20 protein-coding genes, 1 tRNA gene and 2 pseudogenes are annotated in these 23,550 nt (G+C 61.3%); 8 read left to right on the top strand and 15 right to left on the bottom strand.

Annotated features, from left to right (window positions below; all coding sequences use genetic code 11):
* Window position 1 precedes the first annotated feature (1 nt).
* The 4 genes from hisD to FZ934_RS00280 form a co-directional block, all read right to left on the bottom strand.
* The gene (gene hisD / locus FZ934_RS00295) at window positions 2-1,300 is read right to left on the bottom strand and encodes a histidinol dehydrogenase (protein ID WP_153269425.1); all 1,299 of its coding nucleotides are present in this window, start codon (window positions 1,298-1,300) and stop codon (window positions 2-4) included.
* A 36-nt stretch (window positions 1,301-1,336) separates the two neighbouring features.
* Window positions 1,337-1,774: a DUF2948 family protein gene (locus FZ934_RS00290; RefSeq protein WP_113364278.1), complete on the bottom strand. Its 438-nt coding sequence runs from the start codon at window positions 1,772-1,774 to the stop codon at window positions 1,337-1,339.
* Window positions 1,775-1,892: 118 nt separating this feature from the next.
* Window positions 1,893-3,185, bottom strand: a complete 1,293-nt coding sequence (gene murA, locus FZ934_RS00285; RefSeq protein WP_153269424.1) for a UDP-N-acetylglucosamine 1-carboxyvinyltransferase — start codon at window positions 3,183-3,185, stop codon at window positions 1,893-1,895.
* A gap of 103 nt (window positions 3,186-3,288) precedes the next feature.
* Window positions 3,289-3,483 (bottom strand): hypothetical protein, encoded by a 195-nt coding sequence (locus tag FZ934_RS00280; protein WP_056817470.1) that lies wholly within the window; start codon window positions 3,481-3,483, stop codon window positions 3,289-3,291.
* Window positions 3,484-3,632: 149 nt separating this feature from the next.
* Here FZ934_RS00280 and FZ934_RS00275 point away from each other — a divergent pair.
* The 3 genes from FZ934_RS00275 (at window position 3,633) to FZ934_RS00265 (ending at window position 4,610) form a co-directional block, all read left to right on the top strand.
* Window positions 3,633-3,707: transfer RNA gene (locus tag FZ934_RS00275), tRNA-Thr, on the top strand.
* Between the two features lie 227 nt (window positions 3,708-3,934).
* Window positions 3,935-4,195, top strand: coding sequence for a hypothetical protein (locus FZ934_RS00270; protein WP_113364280.1), 261 nt, complete (start codon window positions 3,935-3,937; stop codon window positions 4,193-4,195).
* Between the two features lie 172 nt (window positions 4,196-4,367).
* Window positions 4,368-4,610 (top strand): DUF982 domain-containing protein, encoded by a 243-nt coding sequence (locus FZ934_RS00265; protein ID WP_113364281.1) that lies wholly within the window; start codon window positions 4,368-4,370, stop codon window positions 4,608-4,610.
* Window positions 4,611-4,937: 327 nt separating this feature from the next.
* On the opposite strand, the gene FZ934_RS00260 is transcribed toward FZ934_RS00265, so the two are convergent.
* The gene (locus tag FZ934_RS00260; protein ID WP_153269423.1) at window positions 4,938-5,198 is read right to left on the bottom strand and encodes a hypothetical protein; all 261 of its coding nucleotides are present in this window, start codon (window positions 5,196-5,198) and stop codon (window positions 4,938-4,940) included.
* A 283-nt stretch (window positions 5,199-5,481) separates the two neighbouring features.
* Here FZ934_RS00260 and FZ934_RS00255 point away from each other — a divergent pair, with 283 nt between their 5' ends.
* On the top strand, window positions 5,482-5,748 hold the full coding sequence (locus FZ934_RS00255) for a hypothetical protein (protein ID WP_113364336.1): 267 nt from the start codon (window positions 5,482-5,484) through the stop codon (window positions 5,746-5,748).
* Window positions 5,749-5,772: 24 nt separating this feature from the next.
* Here FZ934_RS00255 and FZ934_RS00250 read toward each other — a convergent pair whose 3' ends face one another.
* The 4 genes from FZ934_RS00250 to mscL form a co-directional block, all read right to left on the bottom strand.
* On the bottom strand, window positions 5,773-6,837 hold the full coding sequence (locus FZ934_RS00250) for an enoyl-CoA hydratase/isomerase family protein (RefSeq protein WP_153269422.1): 1,065 nt from the start codon (window positions 6,835-6,837) through the stop codon (window positions 5,773-5,775).
* A gap of 150 nt (window positions 6,838-6,987) precedes the next feature.
* Entirely contained in the window at window positions 6,988-8,022 is a 1,035-nt protein-coding gene (gene galE, locus FZ934_RS00245; protein WP_153269421.1) for a UDP-glucose 4-epimerase GalE, read from the bottom strand.
* Window positions 8,023-8,197: 175 nt separating this feature from the next.
* The gene (locus tag FZ934_RS00240; RefSeq protein ID WP_153269420.1) at window positions 8,198-9,364 is read right to left on the bottom strand and encodes a pyridoxal phosphate-dependent aminotransferase; all 1,167 of its coding nucleotides are present in this window, start codon (window positions 9,362-9,364) and stop codon (window positions 8,198-8,200) included.
* Between the two features lie 122 nt (window positions 9,365-9,486).
* Window positions 9,487-9,924: a large conductance mechanosensitive channel protein MscL gene (gene mscL / locus FZ934_RS00235; RefSeq protein WP_153269419.1), complete on the bottom strand. Its 438-nt coding sequence runs from the start codon at window positions 9,922-9,924 to the stop codon at window positions 9,487-9,489.
* Between the two features lie 216 nt (window positions 9,925-10,140).
* Between mscL and FZ934_RS00230 the strand changes: the two are divergent.
* Window positions 10,141-13,643 (top strand): annotated as a pseudogene (locus FZ934_RS00230) (PAS domain-containing hybrid sensor histidine kinase/response regulator).
* On the opposite strand, the gene FZ934_RS00225 reads toward FZ934_RS00230, so the two are convergent.
* Window positions 13,603-14,202, bottom strand: coding sequence for a TetR/AcrR family transcriptional regulator (locus tag FZ934_RS00225; RefSeq protein ID WP_153269418.1), 600 nt, complete (start codon window positions 14,200-14,202; stop codon window positions 13,603-13,605). The pseudogene FZ934_RS00230 and the gene FZ934_RS00225 overlap by 41 nt on opposite strands.
* Before the next feature lie 131 nt (window positions 14,203-14,333).
* On the opposite strand from FZ934_RS00225, the pseudogene FZ934_RS00220 reads away from it, so the two are divergent.
* Both FZ934_RS00220 and greA read left to right on the top strand, forming a co-directional pair.
* Window positions 14,334-15,538, top strand: a pseudogene (locus FZ934_RS00220) (MFS transporter).
* 175 nt (window positions 15,539-15,713) lie between these two features.
* Window positions 15,714-16,196, top strand: a complete 483-nt coding sequence (greA, locus tag FZ934_RS00215; protein ID WP_153269417.1) for a transcription elongation factor GreA — start codon at window positions 15,714-15,716, stop codon at window positions 16,194-16,196.
* A 16-nt stretch (window positions 16,197-16,212) separates the two neighbouring features.
* Here greA and FZ934_RS00210 read toward each other — a convergent pair whose 3' ends face one another.
* Window positions 16,213-17,085: a transglycosylase SLT domain-containing protein gene (locus FZ934_RS00210; RefSeq protein ID WP_432443623.1), complete on the bottom strand. Its 873-nt coding sequence runs from the start codon at window positions 17,083-17,085 to the stop codon at window positions 16,213-16,215.
* Between the two features lie 282 nt (window positions 17,086-17,367).
* On the opposite strand from FZ934_RS00210, the gene FZ934_RS00205 reads away from it, so the two are divergent.
* Window positions 17,368-17,772 carry a VOC family protein gene (locus FZ934_RS00205; protein WP_153269416.1) on the top strand — a complete coding sequence of 135 codons (405 nt, stop codon included), beginning with the start codon at window positions 17,368-17,370 and terminating at the stop codon, window positions 17,770-17,772.
* Window positions 17,773-17,840: 68 nt separating this feature from the next.
* Here FZ934_RS00205 and FZ934_RS00200 read toward each other — a convergent pair whose 3' ends face one another.
* From FZ934_RS00200 to FZ934_RS00185, 4 genes are read right to left on the bottom strand one after another with little or no spacing between them, the layout of a single operon-like run.
* Window positions 17,841-20,057 carry a 3-hydroxyacyl-CoA dehydrogenase NAD-binding domain-containing protein gene (locus FZ934_RS00200; protein ID WP_153269415.1) on the bottom strand — a complete coding sequence of 739 codons (2,217 nt, stop codon included), beginning with the start codon at window positions 20,055-20,057 and terminating at the stop codon, window positions 17,841-17,843.
* Between the two features lie 34 nt (window positions 20,058-20,091).
* Window positions 20,092-20,310 carry a hypothetical protein gene (locus FZ934_RS00195; protein ID WP_153269414.1) on the bottom strand — a complete coding sequence of 73 codons (219 nt, stop codon included), beginning with the start codon at window positions 20,308-20,310 and terminating at the stop codon, window positions 20,092-20,094.
* A gap of 11 nt (window positions 20,311-20,321) precedes the next feature.
* Window positions 20,322-21,530, bottom strand: a complete 1,209-nt coding sequence (locus FZ934_RS00190) for an acetyl-CoA C-acetyltransferase (RefSeq protein ID WP_153269413.1) — start codon at window positions 21,528-21,530, stop codon at window positions 20,322-20,324.
* A gap of 36 nt (window positions 21,531-21,566) precedes the next feature.
* Window positions 21,567-23,363, bottom strand: coding sequence for an acyl-CoA dehydrogenase C-terminal domain-containing protein (locus tag FZ934_RS00185; protein WP_153269412.1), 1,797 nt, complete (start codon window positions 23,361-23,363; stop codon window positions 21,567-21,569).
* Between the last annotated feature and the right edge of the window lie 187 nt (window positions 23,364-23,550).

Genomic DNA, 23,550 nt, shown 5'->3' with positions numbered 1-23,550 from the left:
CTTACCTTTCCAGATTGAGACGGATCGCGACCGACCGTGCATGCGCGTCGAGGCCCTCGGAGACGGCAAGCGCGATCGCGGCCGGTCCGAGCGTGCGAAGCTGCTCGGGACCGAGGCGCAGGATCGAGGTGCGCTTGACGAAATCGAGGACGGAAAGGCCGGAGGAGAAGCGAGCCGAGCGCGCCGTCGGTAGCACGTGGTTCGAGCCGCCGATATAATCGCCGATCACCTCCGGCGTATGCGCGCCGACAAAGATCGCGCCGGCATTGCGAACACGATCGAGAAGCGCGTCCGGATCGGCAACAGCCAGTTCCAGATGCTCCGGCGCGATGCGATTGGCGAGCGGGATGGCATCCTTGAAGTTGCTGACGAGAATGACAGCGCCGAAATCACGCCAGCTCGCAGCGGCCGTATCCGCGCGGTTGAGGGTCTTCAGCTGCCGTTCGACAGCGGCTTCGACCAACCGGCCGAACTCGGCATCGTCAGTCATCAGGATGGATTGTGCGCCAGCATCATGCTCCGCCTGCGCGAGCAGGTCGGCGGCGATCCAATCCGGATTGTTGTCCTTGTCGGCAATGACCAGGACCTCTGACGGCCCGGCGATCATGTCGATGCCGACAGTACCGAAGACATGGCGCTTTGCAGCCGCCACATAGGCGTTGCCGGGGCCGGTGATCTTGGCGACCGGGGCGATCGTTTCAGTGCCATAAGCAAGGGCGGCGATCGCCTGAGCACCGCCGATGCGATAAATCTCGGTGACGCCCGCAAGCTTTGCCGCGGCCAGTACCGCCGGATTGACCGCGCCACCGGTCGCCGGAACAGCGATGACGATACGATCGACGCCTGCGACCTTCGCCGGCACGGCATTCATCAGGACCGAACTCGGGTAGCTTGCAGTGCCGCCTGGGACATAGAGACCGACAGCCTCGATCGCTGTCCAGCGGGATCCGAGGCCGACACCCATGTCGTCCTCGTAGATATCATCCTTCGGCAACTGCCGGCGATGGTGCGACTCGATGCGCACGGCGGCAACCTTGAGGGCTCCGAGAACTTCGGCGGGCACCGCCTCGACAGCAGCATCGATTTCCGCTTCACTGACACGCATCGGCGTCGTCGCGAAATCGATGCCGTCGAACTTCTTCGAATATTTGGCAAGGGCGGCGTCGCCGCGCAGGCGGACATCATCGATGATGGCGCGCACGACCGTATTCACGTCTTCCGAGACTTCCCGCTTCGTCGTCAGGAAGGCGGCAAACTGCCGCTCGAAGCCTTCGGATTGCTGATCAAGCCAGAGTGCCAACGCCGATATTCCTTTTCGTATGCCGATCGATGCAGATTACGCGCCTGGATGGCGCGGCTTGGAGCCGGTTTCCCATGCTCCGCCGATATCCGCAAGCTGAACTTCAATGCATTCGACGTCGAGGGCAATGGTTGCCGTGCCGGCAAGAGCCAGTTCGATCGTGCCATCAGGCCCATCGCCCTTCTGCTCGAACCTGATGGCGAGCAGCGACAGGACTTCGTCACGGTTCTTCTGGTCGATGCCGACGGAGCGAACGGCGATGACGCGTTTGAAGGCGAGAGCGGCGCGACGGCGCTCGAAACCCTTCCGCTTCTTTCCGGCTTCTTCCCAGACGAACCGATTGGCGGCGATCGAGAACTGCTCGTCGCGTGGCGACCAGGCGATGTCTGCAACCTTGAAAACGCTGTCCTGCATGTGCGCAGAAACGACGGCCAGATCTTCGCTATCGAGCGCCACAAGCTTCAGGTCGGTCATTCAGGCTGCATCCCTTGTCGCATGGGCATCGCCAGGATTGGCGATGCCGTCAGACAAGGGACATAAGGCGCGCAAACGCAATGCGCAACCAAGATCAAAGGCGAAGGAAGACCTTCGCTTACTCGCTGACGCGTTCGACGATCGCGCCGCAGCGGGTGAGCTTCTCTTCGAGACGCTCAAAGCCGCGATCGAGATGATAGACACGCGACACCATCGTCTCGCCTTCGGCGGCAAGGCCGGCGATGACCAACGAAACCGAAGCGCGCAGATCGGTGGCCATGACAGGCGCGCCCTTCAGGCGGGAAACACCTTCGATCTTGGCCGTCTGGCCCGAAAGCGAAATCTTCGCGCCGAGGCGGGCCAGCTCCTGAACGTGCATGAAGCGGTTTTCGAAAATGGTCTCGGTGATGTGCGACACGCCCGTCGAGCGGGTCATGAGCGCCATGAACTGTGCCTGCAGGTCGGTCGGGAAGCCCGGGAACGGATCCGTGACGACATCGACGGGCTTGATGCCAGCGCCGTTGCGACGGATGCGCATGCCGTTGTTGGTCGCCGAAACCTCCGCGCCGGCACGGCGCAGTGTTTCCAGTGCGGTGTCGAGCAAAGCTATGTCGGTGTTCTCGAGAACGACGTCGCCGCCGGTCATGGCAACGGCCATTGCGTAAGTGCCGGTCTCGATGCGGTCGGGCAGAACGCGGTGGCGCGCACCCGAGAGCGAGGTAACGCCTTCGATCGTGATCGTGCTTGTGCCTGCGCCGGAGATCTTGGCACCCATGGCAATCAGGCAGTTGGCGAGATCAACCACTTCAGGCTCGCGGGCAGCATTGCCGATGACGGTCGTGCCGCGGGCAAGCGTTGCCGCCATCATCATTACGTGGGTGGCACCGACGGACACCTTCGGGAAGGTGTATTTCGCGCCGATCAAGCCGCCCCTGGGAGCGGTTGCATTGACGTAGCCACCGTCGATCTCGAGGTTGGCGCCGAGCGCCGTCAAACCTTCGAGGAAAAGATCGACCGGACGCGTGCCGATGGCGCAACCGCCAGGCAGCGAGACTCTGCACTGGCCTTCACGCGCCAAGAGCGGACCGATGACCCAGAAGGAAGCGCGCATCTTCGAGACCAGCTCGTAGGGAGCGGTGGTATCGACGATGGTACGGCAGGTGAAGTGGATGGTGCGGGAGTAACTATCTTCCTGGCGTTCGCGACGACCGTTGACCGACACGTCGACACCGTGATTGCCGAGGATACGCAGCAACTGCTCGACGTCGGCCAGATGCGGCACGTTTTCGAGCGTCAGGGTATCGCTGGTGAGCAGCGACGCAATCATCAACGGCAGGGCGGCATTCTTGGCGCCGGAAATCGGAATGATGCCGTTAAGCTCATTACCGCCGACAATTCTGATACGATCCATGTGCGCTTACGGGCAATGCCCGCCTTTCCGAAAGGCTGTCTTTAAAAGGATGCGGGTGTTTAGACGAAATTAGCGGGGGCTTCAATTCGCCGTGAACCGAACATTACGATTCGTCCATTTTTGCGGCAGGAAGCCCATTCGTCTCATCGGCCTGCCCTGATCGGCGGGCGCGGGTCTGCTGTTTTCTGCGGGAGAGGTTTTCCCGAAGTTTTTCGGCAGCCCTTTCACGGCGCAGTTTCGCCTGGCGTTCGATCTCCGCTTTGCGGCTGTGCTGGCTGTTTTCAGTATCTTCGCTCATGCCGGAGACTTAACCGAATTCGCGCGGATCCAAAAGTGGATACGTTTATTCTGCACGAGAATGGAAATTGAAGCTTGCGCTCATGCAAAAGCTGTGGCAATAGCCGCCCCGTTCACGCAATGCAGCCGCTTCGGTTGCGCGTCGCACCTGCTGCCGTAGCTCAGTGGTAGAGCACACCCTTGGTAAGGGTGAGGTCGGTGGTTCAATCCCACTCGGCAGCACCAGTTTTCTTTCTAAAAAAATCGACGCGATAACAGCCCTCCGGGCTGCCGTTCGCTCCGTCGCGCGCGCAGATTTCGCGCAAGAGGCCGGCCCACGCTGGCATCTCTCCGTCTCCTAAAATGACCGTTTCATGAACGAGACCATCAGCTTAGGTTCATGGCCGTCCGTCTATCCTGGAAACAATCACGCAACTGATGCGTTGAACCAGGGCTACATAACGGAGGTCCAAATGAGAAAGCTAATTACCGCAGCCGTCATCGCCATCGGCTCGCTCGCAGCGACAGCGGCACCATCCTTTGCCGACAGCTTCAGCGTTACCGTCGGCCAGCCCGGCTATCATCATCGCCCGTACTATGGTCATTCGGACAGATACTATCATTCGCGCGACTGGTACCGCCATCGCCCGGTTCGTTACGATTGCCGGACCAAGACCGTCCGCTATCACGAGCATGGACGCGTCGTGACCAGAACCACGCGCGTCTGCGATTGATCTCGAAGGCCTCTCCCGAACTGATAGGGGGAGGCCTGTTTCCCACAATCCACAGCGAACATTTCCCATTTGCGGGTTTTTGAATTGTCGCTAAAATACCCCTGCGCACTTGTTCGCAGGAGGAGCGAGCGCGCCGCGCATCTCAGGCGTGAACAAATGGAGGAGTTCGCCGATGGCAAACGAAAAATGGAACGACCCGATCCGCGTGGGCTTCGAGACCGTCGGTGCACATACCGTGTCCGGGCCGTTCGATGCATTGAAGTGCCTGTCGGAATTTTGGCCAAGCGTGCGCGGCCTGAGGTATCTGAAGGCTCGCAGCACATGCCGTGCCGCACTTGATGGCCGTAAGACCTTGGAGGAAGCGCGCGCTGAATTCGTTGCAGCGGCTGAGGAAGCAAAGCTCTCGCTTCATTAGTCACAGCTTCTTTGCGCTGCAGAACCGTCTGTTTTCGTTCAAACTGTATCGAAACAGGTCGATGGTTTATTTTCGTTTAACCGTCGCGGAATGCAATGGTTCACACCCCAAAATTGGGCATTGTCTCCACGAGCCCGAGGTCGCTAGAACGAACTCAGCCATCATGATGATGGTCAGAGGCTCGTCACCCTCTGCTCTAACCAGCAGACGAGCCTCGTCGGTTCTCTCTCAAAATCCAATGATTTAGCTAAACGCGGAAGAACCATGGCGGCTTCGACGCAATGGCGCGCAAGTGCCGTCAGCCAATGGTTAACGACCGGCAAACAATCAGCACTCCGACGCCGTGCTTTCGACCTCGATATAGCCGACGCCAATGATCGTTCCGTCCATTGCTCGAATGAACGACGGGACGTAATGGGCACCCTGCGGCACACAGGAAACTGGGCCTGCGTATTGCGCGAGTACGACGTCATCGCGCTGGATCGCGGAGTAGTCGCTGGAGAATTCTAGCGAGGCGGATGCCGGAAGCGTGAAGGCTGCGATGGCCGTGGCGAAGGCAGGTATTCCCAGCTGAAGGAGGCGTTTCATGCACTTCTCCTTTGTTTGACCGCAACATTAACTGAGAAATGCCAAGTTTAGTTCCCTCGTCCATTACCTCTTTTGCATATTCAAACGCTCTTCTCTTTTGAGGATGGAGTATTGCGGCCGGGAGCGACACTATGAAAAGGTATGAAGCCGCCTACGCAATATAAGCATGTTCTCATATTCATGATCCAGCACCGGTATTTTGGACAGAATGATCCGCTGCCTCTTGGCGCTCTTGAGAGCGGTGCCATATTACGGAGTACGGCGCGCAACCTGGATGAATACGATGAAAACGCTGCTTTCGATTCTCATGGCGGCCGCCGTTCTGGCAGGCTGCACGACCGGCGAAACCGAAGAGGTCAAGCCGATCCCCGGCAGCATCACCTATAATGGGCAGCCACGCACCAAGCTCACCAAATCACCGCCGGGCAGCGTGATTCACAACTCGTTCTACGATCAGACCGGCAGCAAGGTCTTGGAGACCTACATCCTGCAACCTGACAGGACGCTCAAGCTGACCCGCCGCGAGATCATCCCCGACTTTCCAATGTAGGCGACAGGCAATCGATCGAGGGGCCTACAGCGACAGCGGGATGTCGACGGGTTGGAAAAACGCGTCGATCGTTTCGGCCTTGACCTCATCGAGTCTTGCCGGCGACCAGCTGGGATTCCTGTCCTTGTCGATTACGGCCGCTCGTATGCCTTCGTAGAAATCGGGTGACTTCAGTATCTGCAGGCAGGCACTGAACTCGCGGCGCAGGCACTCCGCAAGGCTCCTACTCTGCTTGCCCTCACGCAGAAGGCGCAGCGTCAGAACGAGGCTCGTCGGCGATCGCGTGGACATGGCGTGCAGCGTTTTGTCGGCGAAATCCGAACCGTCGGCATGGAGCGCTTCCGCTATGGCGCGCACGCTGTTCAGCCGGAAAGTGCGTTCGATCACGTCATGATTGGTTCTGAGCGGCCCCTTCCCCGGATCGGTCCCGAGGTTCTTGAGGACACTGTCGACGTCTCGCGAAACTGCTCCGCGCGGAAGTTCCGCAAGCGTCTCGATCAGTTCGGGCAATTGAAACGACGCTACCTGCACATCGGCAAGGCCGGCGTGAATGACGTCGGCAGGCCCGACTTCGAGCCCCGTCAATCCCATCCAGGTGCCGATCTCGGCAGGGGCGTGCGCCAGCAGCCAGGTCGCGCCGACATCGGGGAAATAGCCTATCCCCGTTTCCGGCATCGCAAATCGTGTGCGCTCGGTCACGACCCTATGACGGCCGTGCGAGGAGAGGCCGACGCCTCCTCCCATCGTGATCCCGTCCATCAGCGCCACGTAGGGCTTCTCGTAGGTCGCGATGCGGTGGTTCAGACGAAACTCGTCGCGCCAGAAGTTCTCCGCCAGCGGGGTACCCGTTCGTCCGCTTTCGTGCAGGGCACGGATGTCGCCGCCGGCACAGAAGCCGCGCTCCCCCTCTCCCATGACGACGACGGTTGCGACCGCGGGATCGGCGGCAAATGCATCGAGCGCTGCGGCGACGGTACGAACCATATCGAGCGTAAGGCTGTTCAACGCACGGGCACGATTGAGGCGAATGATGCCCGCCGTTCCGCGCCGTTCGAGGAGAACGTCGTGCTGGTCGGTCTTGTCGTGCATGGTGCCTCCCGAAACATTCGCCGAATATCCGGGCCGACAGACTTCGCTCCAATCGACCGACAGGAGCGGTTGGGTAGCCCGGCTATAAATCTATAGCATTCAGCGATTTAGTCGATGCCCGGCGATGCAGAACGGGGGACGATCGACCGCTCAGAACGACGCCGCGGCGAGCGCACGGCGGATGCCGTGAAGATCCTCGACATTGCGGTTCATCAGGAAGAGCTCCCAATCAAGCGCGCTGCGCACGATCGTCTCGAGAGAGTCGCATCGAGGCTCCCACTCCAGCACGCGACGCGCCAAGGCCGCATCGGCAACGACGCTTGAGGAGTCACCGGGGCGACGCTGAGCCATATGGATCTTGAAGGAGTATCCATGGAGACGCGTCACCATGTTCAACACGTCGAGCACGGAATAGCCCGTTCCGTAGCCGCAGTTCGCGACCAGCGAGCCCTTGCCACGGCGCAGGTGCTGCAGCGCCTTCAGGTGTGCCGCCGTCAGGTCGCTGACGTGGATATAGTCCCGGACACCGGTTCCGTCGTGCGTCGGATAATCGAAGCCGTAGACATGGACGCTGTCGCGCTTGCCCAACGCCGCCTCGCAGGCAACCTTGATCAGATGCGTTGCTCCGGCGGTCGACTGACCGCTGCGTCCTTCGGGATCGGCTCCCGCGACGTTGAAGTAGCGCAGCGCCACATAGTTGAAATCATAGGCCGAAGCGCAGTCGCGAAGCATGAATTCGGTCATCAGCTTTGACTGGCCGTAAGGGTTCTCCGGATTGAGCGATGCGTCTTCCTTGACGGGCTCGGACGTTTTCTGCGGCCCGTAGACGGCAGCGGTCGAGGAAAAGACGAAGTGGCGCACGCCGGCGCTGACGGCGGCACTCAGCAAGGCGCGTGTCTTGCCGGAGTTGTTGTCGTAATAAGCGAGGGGGTCAGTGACTGAAACAGGCACGACGGCCAAGCCGGCGAAGTGAATGATGGCTTCGATATCGTTCTCGATAAAGATCGTCTTCAGAAGAGCGGCATCGGCGACGTCGCCGAGATAGAACCGCGCAGCCGGCGCAACCGCCCACCGAAATCCGGTGGAGAGCCGATCGAGCACAACCACATCCTCACCCGCATCCAACAATGTCCAGACCATGTGGCTGCCGATGTAGCCGGCGCCGCCCGTGACCAGAATTGCCATATCCGTACTCCCCGTTCTATCCGGGGATCATCTGAGGCCTGTTTCCTTTCCGAATCTCCTACCGGACGGGCGTTCCGAGCCTATCCGGCGGTTAAGTTTCCGGATGTGGTTAGAAGCGGATTTCCCTCATTCCTACAATTTTATCAATGTGCGGTTTTTGATGCGTCAGAGCGGATCAAAGCTTCAGAATGTAGTCGCACAGCCGATCGGCGGCGACCTGTATCTGAGCCGGATCGCGAAGGAAGCAGGCGCGCAGGAACAGCTCCCCACCCGGCCCGAACGCGGTGCCCGGCGCCAGGCCGACGCCCGTCTTGTCGACGATGTCTATTGCCGCCTTGCGGCTATCGGTGACGCCGTCGATCTTCAGGAAGGCGTATAGCGCACCGTCGGGCTTGAGGGTCTCGACTCGATTGGTCGCAATCAGCGCATCGCAGAGGATGTCGCGCGACCGTTTCGCCTTTTCGATGTTCTTCTGAACGAAAGCGTCGCCTTCATTGAGAGCCGCGACGGCGCCTCGCTGCATGAACTGCGCGACGCCTGACGTCGAATACTGAATAAGATTTTCGATAACCTGGCCTGTCTGCGGCGGAGCGACGATCCAGCCTACCCGCCAGCCGGTCATCGACCAGTTCTTCGAGAAGGAATTGACGAACATCACCTTGTCGTCGACATCCATGACATCCAGGAACGACGGCGCGCGGCCGCCCGGGAAGTAATAGCGGGCGTAGATCTCGTCCGCCATGATCCAGAGACCGTGCTTGCGGGCAAGTGCCAGGATGGCGGCGAGGTCTTCCCGCGTCGCGGTCCAGCCTGTCGGGTTGGACGGCGTATTGATGAACAGCGCGCGGGTCTTGTTGGTAGTAGCCGCTTCGATGCTATCGAGATCGATCGCCCACTTGCCAGCCTCGAAACGGAGCTCGACGCCAACCGAACGGGCGCCCGCGATCTCGAGTGCTGCCGCGATGTTCGGCCAGGCCGGCGTCAGGTAGACCAGCTCATCCCCGGGAGACGTCATCGCCTGCACGGCGATCTGGATCGCCTGCATGCCGGAACCCGTGACGTAGAAATGGTCTACAGGAAGGTCGATGCCGAAATGACGCGCGTAGTAGGCTGAAAGTGCCTGGCGAAGTTCGGGAATGCCGCGCTGGTACGTGTAGAAGGTCTCGCCTCCGGCTAGCGCATCCATCGCAGCCCGGTTGACGAAATCAGGGCTTGGAAGATCGCCTTCACCGACCCAGAGCGGCAGCAGGCCTTCACGGCCACGGGCATAATTGACGACTTCGACGATCCCGCTTTCTGGCGCGGAGATGGCGCGCGGGCTGAGGCTATTTACGATCGACATGCATTACTCCGGTTTACGCCTTCTTAGATCAATTGCCGGCGCAAATCTCATGACAATCGGTGATGCAATATCGATTTCCGTGATGGATGGCCCCGCGACGATGGCGGGGCCGGCAGCTTGCATCAGACCTGAGGACGCTTGGCGAGCAGATCGCGGATTTCAGTCAGCAGCGCGACATCGGCAGGCGGTGCGGCCGGAGCTTCCGGAGCGGCCTTCTTCTGCTTTTCGACCTGGGCCTGCATCATGTTCACGCCCTTGACCATCAAGAAGATGATCCAGGCGAGGATAAGGAAGTTGATCAGGACGGTGATGAAGCTGCCGTAAGCCAGAACCGCGCCCTGCTGACGAGCCGCGGCAAGCGTCGGAGCATTCACGCCGGACGCCAGGCCGACGAAATAGTTGGAGAAGTCGAAGCCGCCGAAAATGGCGCCGACGATCGGCATGATGATATCGTCGACAAGCGATTTCACGATGCCGCCAAACGCACCACCAATGATCACACCGACAGCAAGGTCCATGACATTGCCGCGGGCGATAAATGCTTTGAACTCGTTGAGCATCCGATCCGTCTCCCTTTGATGCAGTTGCAGTGACAGGTCATTGTTTTTATTAGCTACATGTTCGATGCAAATATTCAATTGCTAATTACAAATATCGCCCCGCGCTGCGGTATCTTTGACTTAATGCCTAGACGCCCCCCAATTTTCAAAGGGTTGGAATTGCCGTAGCATCGACGTATCCGGGAGAACCGGCGCAGCGGCGCCGGCGGAGGGTCAATGTTACCAGGTTGGGTCATAGTCGCGTCGGCGTTCGGCTACCTGCTACTGCTGTTTGCAGTGGCAAGCCATGGCGATCGCCGTACCCGGCACTTCGGGTGCCGGAGGGCGGCCGGCCGATCGTCTATGCACTCAGCCTCGCCATCTACTGCACGTCCTGGACCTATTTCGGCGGTGTCGGCCTCGCATCCCAGCGCGGGCTCGAATTCACCGGCATCTATATCGGCCCCATCCTCGTCTTCACATTGGGCATGCCGGTGCTGCGGCGGATCATCGAGCTCGCCAAGGCAGAGAAACTCACATCGGTCGCAGACTTCATCGCTGCCCGCTACGGCAAGAACTCCACCGTCGCGACGATCGTTGCGCTGATCTCGCTTGTCGGCGCGATCCCCTACATCGCGCTGCAGCTGAAATCCGTTTCAAGCACTGTCACGGCGCTGCTCAACCCATCCGACTACGGGATCGGTAGCGGAAATCTGTATTTCCTCGATCTGCCGCTGCTGGTCACGCTGGTTCTCGCGTGCTTCGCCATCATGTTCGGCACCCGCCATACCGACGCCACCGAACATCAGGATGGCCTGATCCTTGCCGTCGCGATGGAATCCGTCGTCAAGCTCGTGGCGTCGTTGACGGCGGGCATTTGCGTGATCTGGTTTCTGTTCGACGGTCCGGCCGATCTATGGCGCAAGGCTGCTGACAACACGCTGGCGCTCTCGGCGCTCAGCTATCAGACGCCGCTCAGCCGATGGATTACGCTGACGCTGCTGTCGGCGTTTGCGATCATCATGCTGCCGCGGCAGTTTCATGTGACCGTGGTCGAGAACAGGACGCCGAAAGAGTTGCGGTTGGCCGGCTTTCTCTTTCCGCTCTACCTCGTCGCCATCAATCTGTTCGTGCTGCCGGTGGCGCTCGGGGGGCTGCTGACGTTCGGCGGCAGCGGCAATGCCGATCTTTACATGCTGTCACTGCCGATCGCCGGCGACATGCCCCTCGTCTCGCTGGTGACTTTCATCGGCGGCTTCTCGGCCGCAACGGCGATGGTGATCGTCGCTTCCGTGGCGCTTTCGATCATGGTCTCGAACGATATCGTGATGCCGATCTTCCTGCATCGCAAGCTCGCCGGTCGCACCGGCCAGCGAGAGGATTTCGCCAAGACCCTGCTCAACATCCGGCGCAGCTCGATCTTCGCCGTGCTGCTGCTCGGCTATGCCTATTACCGTTCGACCGACAGCACGACGGGCCTTGCTTCGATCGGGCTGCTTTCCTTTGCCGCCATCGCGCAGATGGCGCCGTCGCTGTTCGGCGGCTTGATCTGGCGTCGCGCCAATGCGCGCGGCGCAATACTCGGGCTGACGTCCGGCTTCGTGATCTGGATCTACCTGCTGTTCCTGCCTTCGCTCGGCGGACCCGATTACTCGTCGGTTGCCAGCGCCGTGCTCGGCTTCATCTTTCCCGGCACCACTATCTTCAGCGCCCCGAACGCCGACCCGCTGGTCAATGCCACGGTGATGAGCCTTCTGGTCAACACCGCATTCTTCGTCATCGGATCGGTAACGCGCAACGCACGACCGCTGGAGCGCATCCAGGCGGGCATCTTCGTCAAGCGGCAATCGCGGTCGCAATTTGCGACGCGCGGCTGGAAGACCCGCATCAGCGTCGGCGATCTCAAGACGACGATTTCCCGCTACCTCGGCGAAGAGCGGATGGAGCGGTCGTTTCGAACCTATCAGCAGAACTCCGGCCGCCGGCTGGAAGACGATCAGCCTGCCGACATGGCGCTCATCCATTTCACCGAACAGTTGCTCGGCAGCGCGATCGGGTCCTCTTCCGCCCGACTGGTCCTCTCTCTCATCCTGCAGAAAGTCGAGGATGCATCGGCCGATACCGCCTGGCTGCTCGATCAGGCGAGCGAAGCGTTGCAGTATAATCAGGACATGCTGCAGACGGCACTTTCGCAGATGGATCAGGGTATTGCCGTCTTCGACAGCTCGAACCACCTGACCATCTGGAACCGTCGTTTCCGGCAATTGCTCGATCTGCCGGAGACTGCCGGACAGGTCGGCTTCCCGCTGTCGGAGATCGTGGCGATCCTCAGCCAGCGCGGCGATCTGCACGACAGCGATGTCAGCCAGACGGTTCGGCATTTCCTGACGCTCGACAAGCCGTTCTCACTGGTTCTGGCCGGCGGCGAGCGCATCATCGAAGTGCGCTCGAATGCGATGCCGGACAAGGGCATCGTCGCCACCTTTACCGACATCACCCAGCGCGTTGCCGCCGACATGGCCCTGAAGCAGGCCAACGAAACACTGGAGCAGCGGGTTGCGGAGCGCACCGCCGAACTGACACGAGTGAACCATGAACTCGGCGAGGCCCGCGCCACCGCCGACGAAGCCAACCTTGGCAAGACGCGCTTCTTTGCGGCGGCCGGCCACGACATCCTGCAGCCGCTCAATGCCGCGCGCCTCTACTCGTCAGCGCTGGTCGAACGCATGGGGCAATCGGAAAGCAGCGCGATCGTTCGCAACATCGACTCGGCGCTGGAATCGGTCGAAAGCATTCTCGGCGCCGTTCTCGACATATCCCGCCTCGATACCGGGGCCATGCGTCCGCGGCTCACGACGGTTCCGCTCGCCGACCTGCTCGAGCGCATTCACACCGATTTCGCGCCGATCGCTCGCGAAAAGAACCTCAAGCTCGTGGTCATGCCGACATCGCTGAAGGTGCGATCGGACCCGAACCTTTTGCGGCGCCTGATCCAGAACCTCGTCTCGAATGCGATAAAATACACGATCAGCGGGAAGGTCCTCGTGGGTGCGCGACGCCGCGGCAAGCATGTGGTCATCCAGGTCGTCGATTCCGGCATCGGCATTCCGCCATCGAAGTTCAAAACCGTGTTCAAGGAGTTTGCACGGCTTGACGAAGGTGCCCGCACGGCCTCCGGTCTAGGGCTCGGGCTTTCGATCGTCGACCGTATCGCCAGGGTGCTGAACCACCCTGTCGAACTCAGATCGACGCACGGACGGGGCACGGATTTCCGGATCGTGATGGCGCGCGAAGCCTCCCGTTCCGCCGACCTACCGGCTCCGGTCCGACCGACAGAACGCACGGCTCAAAACCTTCAAGGGCTAAAGGTACTCTGCATCGACAACGAACCGCATATCCTGGAAGGCATGGCACTATTGATCGGCGGCTGGGGATGCGTCGTTCAATCGGCGGATTCGCTTGCCGGTCTGGCGCAGATGGATTCAGTCGGCGGGGCGCCCGATCTTGTCATCGCGGACTATCACCTTGGCGACGGAACCGGGGTGGAGGCGATCCTTGCCGTTCGGGAGCGCTTCTCCACCTACGTGCCAGGCCTCGTGATCACGGCGGACCGCACGCCTGAGGTTCGGGTCGATGCCGAGCGTCATGGCATTGGCGTGCAGCACAAGCCGGTGCGCCCGGCCGCCCTAAGAGCCTATATCACGCAGATTTCGGCGCAGAAGCGCGCTGCCGCGGAATAGCCGCCGGACGCTCGGCCATCACGTCCGCGACGAGGCCATCCACGCGTCTGCTGGTCGGCGCCTCACCGAACAATACCCCATAGAGGATCGGGGCCACGACTCGATCCATCAGCACGTCGGCAGACGGAAAACTTTCGCCGCGTTCGGCGGCGCGAACGCCGATCAGCTCCATCTGTTCGCGGGTGAAAGCGTGACACTTGCAGGCGTTGGCATTGTCCTGGGCGGCGAGGACGTCGCGGATCATTTCGCGTCCGGGACCGGACGACATTTCCTCTGCATATTGCTCCGCCCATGCCTGCAGGTCGCCCTTTGCGCTGCCGGTATCGACAGGCTGCATGTCCGGACGCAGCCGCTCGACCGCCACATCCGCCAGCAATTCCTGCAAGTCACCCCAGCGCCGGTAGATGGTGGACGGCGTGACGCCTGCTTCCGTCGCAATCAGCGGAATGGTGACCTCGGAGCGGTCCATTGCATTCAGTAGCGTGCGCACCGCCTTGTGCACCGATGCCTGCACCCTGGCACTGCGACCGCCCGGTCGAAGATTTTCCTTTGCCGTCATTGCCGACCTGCCTGCTTGTTTCGATGAGCGTTCAAAATCTTTGAACATCCCATTAACGCAAATAATTTGCTTTTAGAGTCACGCACGCTTACATCACGCAAACGCAACGATTTAGCTTTAAGGGAATATAGATGCTGTCCTCCCGCAAATCCAGAGAAACTCCTCACTCCCCGAAAAACCCCGTCGCCTTCCACGCGATGACGCTCGGGACGTTTTTCGGTGCTTCCGCGGCACCCACTCCCCTTTACCGCATATACCAGGAGAGCTTTGCCATCTCGCCTGTACTCATCACGCTTGTCTTTGCCGTCTATGCCTTTGCGCTTCTCGGGGCATTGCTGATCGCGGGCTCGATTTCCGATCATCTCGGCCGCAAGCCCGTCATCTTCGGCGCCCTTGTTATCGAAATCCTCGCGATGGGTCTTTTCGTCGTTGCAAGTGGCCCCGGGTGGCTGATCGCAGCGCGCATCGTCCAGGGCCTCGCCACCGGGGTTGCCGGCGCTTCCATCGGCGCGGCGCTGGTCGATGTTGACCGTGCCAAAGGCCAGCTCGTCAACTCCATCGCGCCGCTCTCGGGATGGCGATCGGGGCGATCGGCACCAGCGCGCTCATCCAGTATGGCCCCTTTCCGCTGCATCTCGTCTATGCCCTGCTGCTGGCCGCCTTCGTCGTGCAGGCGCTGGCGATCTGGGCAACGCCGGAGACGGGCGGAAGGCGCCCAGGCTTCTGGAATGCGCTGAAGCCCAGCATCGCGGTCCCGCCGCAGATCAGGCGTCCCCTATCCCTGGTGACGCCGATCAACATTGCCAACTGGACGTTGGGCGGCTTCTATCTCTCGCTCGTTCCGTCGCTTGTGGTGACCACGACAGGCAATCATGCGCCGCTGACGGGCGGTGCTGTCGTGGCGGCACTCATGGCCTCGGGCGCCGCCACCGTCTTCCTCCGCCGCGGCAAGACCGCAAACGCAAACCTCGTGATAGGAACACTCACAACCACGCTCGGCATCCTGACAGTCGTGGGTGGTGTCCACCTCGCCAGCGTCGCCTTGCTGCTGCTCGGAACGTTGCTGACCGGTGCCGGTTTCGGCACCAACTTCCTCGGCGCGCTCGGCACGATCATGCCGCTCGCACAGCCGGAGGAACGGGCAGGACTGCTTTCGGCCTTCTACATCCAGAGTTACCTTGCCTTCAGCCTGCCGGCGATCCTGGCGGGGTTTCTGGCCAAATCGGTCGGTTACACGCTCACGACAGATATCTATGCCACGGCCATCATTCTCGTCAGCATTTCGGGGTTGCTGGCAATCCGCAGCAGCCGGGAGAAGCCCGCGGTCGCGACCTGAATTCAGCCGGCAATAGCGCCGTCTCGGTACTGCGCGGAGGGGTCCACAGCCACCATTTCCCATTGCTCTCGGCTTCTCGAGTTGCACAAATTCGTAGTCGGCTTATGCTGTGTAAAGGCGCGTGCGACAGCCGCGAGGCAGCGATGGCCTCTTGCATCGGAATGGAGTGGGACGATTGAGCGTAGCCTTTGTGAAGGAAGAGAGTGCGGAAACCGCGTCGGAGACATTGCTCCCCGACAGGCCGATTTCGCCCCACCCCAACCTTGTGACGAAGGCAGGTCTTGATGCGCTCGAGCGCCAGCTGAAAGAAGCGCGCGAGGCCTATGATGCCGCGGGCTTCATCGAGGACATCAACGAGCGGCGGCGACAGACCGCAGGCCCTATGCGTGATCTCCGCTATCTCACGGCGAGACTTCGCACCGCCCAGCTCATGCCCGATCCAACGACTTCGGACGTGGTCGCGTTCGGAAGCACCGTCACCTTCAGCCGGGACGACGGACGTGTCCAGACCTATCGGATCGTCGGCGAGGACGAGGCCGATCCGAAAGCCGGATCGATCTCATTCGTGTCTCCAGTGGCGAGGCTTCTCATCGGCAAGGGGGTCGGCGATGCCGTCGAGACCGGCGGGCAGGAAATCGAGATCATCGCAATTTCCTAGGAATATTGATACGCCATCAACGATTGCGGAAGACCGTGCAGGGAACACCGGCGGCGCGAATGGCGCCACAGAGCTTTGTTGCATCGCCCCGCGTTTCCTGGCCGATCCTCGCCGCATAGCGCGGTCGATACCCGAAGTTTCCGCCGCGCTGGCGGACGATGAGCGCGCGCTGAGCGTTCAATGGCGCAGGCAGCTTAGCCAGAGACACAAGAAACAGGCGATCGGCGACGGCAGGATTATAGTGCGCCGCGAGCTGCACGCCCCAGGGCGCCCAGTCGGCGGAGCCTGCCAGCACGGGATCGTTCATCTGTCTGGTCTCGGCAAGCGTGATGCAGGCATCGCGAAACGGCTTTCCCTCCTGCAATGCCGGTGCAGCGTTTTCCGGCGGATTGTCCCGCCACGCCTCGACGATATGGCCCGTGATTGCAAAGACATAGTCCCGGGTTTCGATCGGCAGGCGGCCGGAGGCAAGGAAGCGGGAGAGGCCCGCCTCGCCGGCATTATAAGCTGCGGCCGCGAGGCCGAGGTTGCCGAAGCGGATCCTTAGTTCGTCCAGGTACCGCGACGACGCATCCAATGCCTTCACGACATCGAAACTGTTTTCCAGCGCGCGGCGCCGTGCCGTGGCCGGCATGAACTGCGCAATGCCCTCTGCGCCTTTCGGGCTGACTGCTTCCGGCCTGAACAGGCTCTCGCGCCATATCAACCGCGCGAAGAAGGCCGGGGGCAGGTTGCGGCTCGTGGCAAAGCGATCGATGACCTCGCAGAGATCGGCGTTGAAGTGATCCTTCCGGATGCAGAGCGTCGCGCCATCATCAGCGTTGCCGCTATAAAGACAGGCCGCATCGATATCCCCGGGCTCTGCCCGTGCGACCTCGGGTTCGCGCATGATGCACGCTATCGAAATCAGCGCGACGGCCAACCGGGTCACGCGGCATGTCGTCATTGGCAGACCTCAATCAGCATCGGGGCTGCGCGGCAGATGCCGGCTTATTGCTCAAGGCGGATTTCCTGTCGAAATCTTGGCAGCAAAAAGCGGCGCGGTCAATCTTCGAGGGAAATTTTCTGCTTTGAAGCGGAAGCGCCGTCGAGACAGGCGGTACGGTATTTTCAACGAACCGCCGCGGTTGTAGTCATGACCGGCATCCAACCACGAGCGTGACGCAACCGAATGAACCAGAGCCTCGCCTATATTGCCATCGTCGTGCGCGACTACGACGAAGCCATTGAATTCTATGTGCAGAAGCTCGGCTTCGTCCTCGTCGAGGACACCTACCAGCCGGAGCAAGACAAACGATGGGTTGTCGTGAAGCCGCCCGGCGACGGAAGCGCCTCGCTGCTACTGGCGCGCGCCTCGACGCCTCACCAGCAGGAGTACATCGGCGATCAAGCGGGCGGGCGGGTTTTCCTTTTCCTGCGGACGGACGACTTCTGGCGCGATTATCGCAGCCTGATGGGAAAGGGCGTGGAGTTCGTGCGCGAGCCGAAGGATGCCGACTATGGCATCGTCGCGGTGTTCCGGGATCTCTACGGAAATCTGTGGGATCTGGTCGAGTTTACCGACGGTCGGGACTGAGCCCTCTGTCCTGCAGGAGAGGCGCCACGGCATAGCCGTGGCCCAGGTATCGCGTCGAGGAAGGCGGCTCACGCCGCCGCCTTCTCCTTCGCATAGGGATCGAAGCGGCCGTAGAAAGTCTCGCCCTTCGCCGCCATGTCCTTCAGCAGTGCCGTCGGCTTGAAGTGTGCGCCGTAGGTTGCGGCAAGCTTCTCGCAGAGGTCCACGAAGGTCTTCACGCCCATGCCGTCGATGTAGCTGAGCACGCCGCCGGTGTAAGGGGCGAAGCCGAAGCCGAGGATGGAGCCGACATCGGCCTCGCGCGGATCGGTGACGATGCCCTCCTCGATGGTGCGGGCCGCCTCCAGCGCGATGGTGACGAGGAAGCGCTGCTTCAGCACTTCGATATCGACTTCATCAGCCTTCTTCTGCGGGTAGAAGGTCTTCAGCTCGGGCCAAAGCGACTTCTTCGCCGGTTTCGCCGGATAGTCGTAGAAGCCCTTGCCGTTCTTGCGGCCGCGGCGGTCGAGTTCGTCGACCATCTTGTTGATCAGCGCCATATGCTTGGGATCGACGGCGGCCTCGCCGAGATCGGCGACAGTGGCCTTCAGGATCTTCTGGCTGAGATCGATCGCCACTTCGTCGTTCAGCGACAGCGGCCCGACGGGCATGCCCGCCATCTTGGCGGCATTCTCGATCATCGCAGGCGGGACGCCCTCGATCAGCATGTCGTAGGCTTCGTGGATGTAGCGGAAGACGCAGCGATTGACGAAGAAGCCGCGTGTGTCGTTGACGACAATCGGCGTCTTCTTGATCGCGGCGACGTAATCGAGTGCGACGGCGAGCGCCTTGTCGCCGGTCTCCTTGCCAAGAATGACCTCCGTCAGCATCATCTTCTCGACCGGCGAGAAGAAGTGCACGCCGACAAAATCGGCGGGCCGCTTGGAGTTCCTGGCAAGGCCCGTGATCGGCAGGGTCGATGTGTTTGAGGCGAAGATGGCCCCTTCAGGCAATACGGCTTCAACCGCCTCGATCACGGCCTTCTTGACCTCACGGTCTTCGAACACCGCTTCGATGACGAGATCGGCATCCTTGAGGTCAGAATAGTCGGCGGACGGGAGGATGCGCGACAGCAGCGCCGCACCTTCGTCCTGCGTAAGGCGACCCTTACCGATCAAGTCCTTCACCAGGCCTTCACCAACACCCTTGCCCTTGGTCGCCGCTTCGATGTCGCGGTCAATGAGGGTGACGGGGATGCCGGCGGCGGCGGTCACATAGGCGATCGAGGCTCCCATGAAACCGGCGCCGACGACGCCCACTTTCTTCAACTCCGTTTTCGGGATCCCGGCGGGGCGGCGGGCCCCTTTGCCGAGCTCCTGCATGGAGATGAAGAGCGAACGGATCATCGAGAAGGCTTCGTTGGTCTGCAGGATCTCGGTGAAATAGCGCTGCTCGATCTTGAGGCCGGTGTCGAACGGCACCTGCAGGCCTTCATAGACGCATTTGAGGATGGCAAGGGCGGCCGGGTAGTTGCCTGCCGTTTCGCGGCGCAGGATCGCGGGGGCTGCCGGCCAGAGCTGCGCTGCCGCAGGCGTCCAGATGCCGCCGCCGGGCGCCTTGAAGCCCTTCTCGTCCCAAGGGGCGACTGGCTTGAGGCCGTCCTTGATCATCTGCTTGGCCGCCGGGATCAGCTGGTCCGGCTCGACCACCTGATGCAGGAGGTTCATCGCCTTGGCGCGCGCCGCTGTCAGCGACTGTCCCGTCGTCATCATCTGCAGAGCCGACTGGGCGTCGGCAAGCCTCGAGATGCGCTGCGTGCCGCCGGCGCCCGGGAAGATGCCGACCTTGACCTCGGGCAGCGCGATCTTCACCGACTTGGCATTCGAGGCGACGCGGCCGTGGCAGGCAAGCGACATTTCGAAGGCGCCGCCCATGCAGGTGCCGTTGATCGCTGAGACCCAGGGCTTGCCTGATGTTTCGATCTTGCGGAACAGGCCCGTCATGCGACCGACGAGATCGAACAGCTTCTGCGCCGCGCCATCGGGGTTGGTTTCCTTCTCATGCTGGTAGAGCGAGAACATCGACTTGATCATCGACAGGTCCGCACCGCCGGAGAAGCTCGACTTGCCCGAGGTGATGACCGCGCCCTTGGTGGCGCTATCGGCAACCACGGCATCGACAATGGCGTCGAGCTCGTCCATCACCTCTTCGGTGAAGACGTTCATGGATTTGCCGGGCATGTCCCAGGTGACAAGGGCGATGCCGTCCGCGTCGGTTTCGACGATGAAGTTCTTGTAGGTGGTCATTGTGGGATTCCTCTTCCCTGAATTTCCCAAACTGTCAGAAGGCGCCTAGAAGGTAGCAAAGGGTGGCGATCAGACCGATCGGTACGGCCAACGCGATCCAACCGGCGACCCGGCTTCGTGCGGCATCCCGCTTCGACAAGATCGGTGGTCCTTTGCGGGCAGCCTGCGCCATGTCCTTCTCAAGATTGTGCTGTGCGAACTGCCGTTCGATCTCGTTACGTTCATTTTCGTAGACGTCACGGTCGATCGGCATCTCACGCTCCCTCAGACGCGTTCGATGATGGTCGCCGTGCCCATGCCGGCGCCGATGCAGAGCGTGACGAGCGCGGTGTTGAGGTCGCGGCGCTCCAGCTCGTCCAGCACGGTGCCGAGGATCATCGCGCCGGTGGCGCCGAGCGGGTGGCCCATGGCGATCGCGCCGCCGTTGACGTTGATCTGGTCGTGCGGGACCTCGAAGGCCTGCATGAAGCGCAGCACGACGGCCGCGAAGGCTTCGTTGAGCTCGAAGAGGTCGATGTCGGCAAGCGTCATGCCCGTGCGCTTCAGAAGCTTTTCGGTGACATCGACCGGGCCGGTCAGCATCAGTGCCGGGTCGGAGCCGATATTGGCGAAGGCTTTGATGCGGCCGCGGGGCTTGATGCCCATGCTCTCGCCGCCGGCCTTGGAGCCGAGCAGCACGGCGGCCGCGCCATCGACGATGCCCGAGGAGTTGCCGGCATGGTGGACGTAGTTGAGGCGCTCGACCTCGGGATGCGCCTGGATCGCGACGGCTTCGAAGCCGCCCATCTCGCCCGGCATCTGGAAGGAGGGGTTCAGCGCTGCCAGCGCCTGCATGTCGGTGCCCGGACGCATGTGCTCGTCATGGGCAAGGATAACAAGGCCGTTCTGGTCCTTGACTGGGATGACCGAGTTCTTGAAGTACCCCTTCTCCCAGGCATTCGCAGCGCGCTTCTGACTCTCGACCGCATAGGCGTCGACGTCGTCGCGCGAGAAGCCATACTTGGTGGCGATCAGGTCGGCGGAGACGCCCTGCGGCATGAAATAGGCCGGGAAGTTCACCGACGGGTCCATGAACCAGGCGCCGCCGGACATGCCGAGACCGACGCGCGACATCGACTCGACGCCGCCTGCGATGACGATGTCGTCGGCGCCCTGGGCGATCTTCGCCGCGCCGAAATTCACCGCGTCGAGACCGGAGGCGCAGAAGCGGGAAATCTGCATGCCGGGTGCCTTGGTCGAATAGCCTGCCTCGAAGGCCGCCCCGCGCGGGATGACCGCGCCGGCTTCCATGACAGGATCGACGCAGCCCATGACGATGTCGTCGACAGTGGCCGTATCAAGCCCGTTGCGGTCGCGGATCGCCTCCAGCGTCTTGGCCGCAAGGCGTACCGACGGTACCTCGTGCAGCGAGCCGTCCTTCTTGCCGCGACCGCGTGGCGTGCGCACGTGGTCGTAAATGAAAACCTCGGTCATTCCTCTATCTCCCTATCGGCGCGGGCGCCGTTGAACTCAAAAGGCCTCGGCGGCCAAGGTCATCATCGTTTCCGCGCCGGTTTCGATCCGGGCCTTGCGCAGCGCCGTTTCCGGCATGATCCGCTCCATGAAGAAGCGGCCGGTGATCAGCTTGTTGCGCAGGAATGTTTCGCGATCGGTTTCTCCAGCGGCAAGGCCATCGTTCGCAGCCTTGGCCATCTTCGCCCACATGTAGCCGAGCACGACGAGACCGAAGAGGTGCATGTAGTCAGTCGAGCCGGCGCCGGCATTGTCGGGTTTCGCCATCGCGTGCTGCATGAACCACATGGTCGCCGCCTGCACGTCGTTCAAGCCCTTCTTCAGGTTCTTGGTGAAGAAGGTCATCTGTTCGTCGTTGCGGTTCTCCTCGCAGAAATCGCCGATTTCCTTGAACAGCGCCATGACGGCGCGGCCGCCGTTCTGGCCGAGCTTGCGGCCGACGAGATCGAGCGCCTGAATACCGTTGGCACCCTCGTAGATCATGGCGATGCGCGCATCGCGCACATACTGGCTCATGCCGTGCTCTTCGATGTAGCCGTGGCCACCGAAGACCTGCTGGGCCATGACGGCATGGTCGAAGCCCTTGTCGGTCAGCACGCCCTTGAGGATCGGGGTGACGAGGCCGAGGATGTCGTCGGCCGTCTGTCGCTCCTTCTCGTCCGCCGAACGGTGGGCGATGTCGGATTTCAACGCCGTCCAGAGCAGGAAGGCGCGACCGGCTTCGTTGAAGGCGCGGATCGTCATCAGCGAACGGCGGATATCCGGATGCACGATGATCGGGTCGGCCTTTTTCTCCGGTGCCTTCGGGCCTGAGAGCGAGCGGCCCTGGATGCGCTCGCGGGCATAGTTGACGGCGTTCTGGTAGGCGATTTCGGAGATTGCCAGTCCCTGCAGGCCGACGCTGAGACGCGCCTCGTTCATCATCACGAACATGGCGCTGAGGCCCTTGTTCTCGGCGCCAATGAGGAAGCCGGTTGCCGCGTCATAGTTCATGACGCAGGTGGCGTTGCCGTGAATGCCCATCTTGTGCTCGATCGCACCGCAGGAGACCTGGTTGCGCTCTCCGACCGCGCCGTCGGCCGTGACCATAAACTTCGGCACGATGAACAGCGAAATGCCCTTGGTGCCCTCGGGGGCGCCCTCGATGCGCGCCAGCACCAGATGGACGATATTGTCCGTCATGTCGTGCTCGCCGGCGGAAATGAAGATCTTCTGGCCTGATAGTTTGTAGCTGCCGTCTGCCTGCGGCACCGCCTTTGTACGCAGCAGGCCGAGATCGGTGCCGCAATGCGGCTCGGTGAGGTTCATCGTGCCGGACCATTCGCCGGAGACCATCTTCGGCAGATAGGTGTGCTTCTGCTCGTCCGAGCCATGAACGAGGATCGCCGCGATCGCACCCTGGGTGAGCCCGGGATACATCATCAGCGACATGTTGGCAGCGGAGGTATATTCGCCGACAGCCGCATGCAGTGCGTAAGGGAGGCCCTGTCCGCCGAATTCCTCGGGAACGGCAAGCCCGATCCACCCGCCCTGGCAATAGGCGTCGTAGCCGCCCTTGAAACCGTCAGGCACGGAAACCGATCCGTCTTCGTGGCGCACGCAACCTTGCTGATCACCGGAATAGTTGAGCGGGAAGAGCGCTTCCTCGGCGACCTTCGCAGCCTCGCTCAAAATCGCCTCGATCATGTCAGGCGTGGCGTCCGCAAACCCCGGGAGATTGTTGTAGCGTTCCAGGCCGAGCACGTCGTTCAGCACGAAGAGCGTGTCGTTAACCGGGGCCTTGTAGACTGGCATCGTTCGAATTCCTCCAATTCGGCACGCCGGACGAGACCGGCATATGAGAGTCTCTTACAAAATATTGACGTTTGCGTAAACGTCAAATGTTTGATGCATCCGAATTTGCAGAAATGATCCGCCGCACTGTCGGATCGAGCCGCGCCATACCGTCCTTGTGCTGTTCGGACATTTCGCCGAAGAGCAA

Source organism: Rhizobium grahamii, from assembly GCF_009498215.1.
Lineage (GTDB): Bacteria > Pseudomonadota > Alphaproteobacteria > Rhizobiales > Rhizobiaceae > Rhizobium > Rhizobium grahamii_A.
Note: the sequence above shows the minus strand (reverse complement) of the source record. Positions and strands in the feature narration are given on the sequence as shown.